The sequence below is a fragment of the Mesorhizobium sp. WSM4833 genome (genome assembly GCF_055811095.1).
In genome coordinates, this window is sequence record NZ_JBVVQG010000047.1 from 1 (window position 1) to 639 (window position 639).

Below are 639 nucleotides of genomic sequence, written 5' to 3' on the forward strand. Positions count from 1 at the left end.
ATGACAAACAAGACGACCAACAAGTTCTCTCCCGAGGTCGCGCCCGCGCGGTGCGAATGGTCATGGATCACGAAGGCGAGCACGCCTCGCGCTGGGCTGCGGTCTCGTCGATTGCCGCCAAGATCGGCTGCACGGCGCAGACGCTGCATGAGTGGGTGAAGAAAAGCCGAGCGCGACAGTGGTGTGCGAGCCGCAGTGCCTACGGATTTGGTTACGAAACTCAAGGCTTTGGAGCGCGAGACCGCGAGCTTCGCCAGGCCAACGAGATCCTTCGCAAGGCTTCCGCTTATTTTGCCCAGGCGGAGCTCGACCGCCGGTTCAAGCCATGATCGCGTTCATCGACGATCACCGCAAGGCGCATGGGGGCGAGCCGATCTGCAAGGTGCTGCCGATCGCCCCGTCGACCTACCACGACCATGTCGCTGGGCGCATCGATCCCTCCTGACTGTCATCTCGGGCGAACCGGCATGAAGCCTTGAAGGATGAGGTGCGGCGCGTGTTTGAGGCGAACTTCCGCGTCTGCGGCGTTTGCAAGACCTGGCGCAGTTGCAGCGCGACGGCTTCGATGTCGCCCGCTGCACGGTTGCCCGCCTGATGAAGGCCATGGGCCTCGAAGGCATCATCCGCGGCAAGCCGATC

Annotated in this window: 1 pseudogene and 1 other annotated feature; the pseudogene reads left to right on the forward strand. The window is 63.2% G+C overall.

What is annotated here, in order from left to right:
- Positions 1-639: pseudogene (locus AC0L2D_RS31805) on the forward strand (IS3 family transposase); the annotation flags it as partial.
- Positions 284-400, forward strand: a sequence feature (AL1L pseudoknot). It overlaps the preceding pseudogene by 117 nt.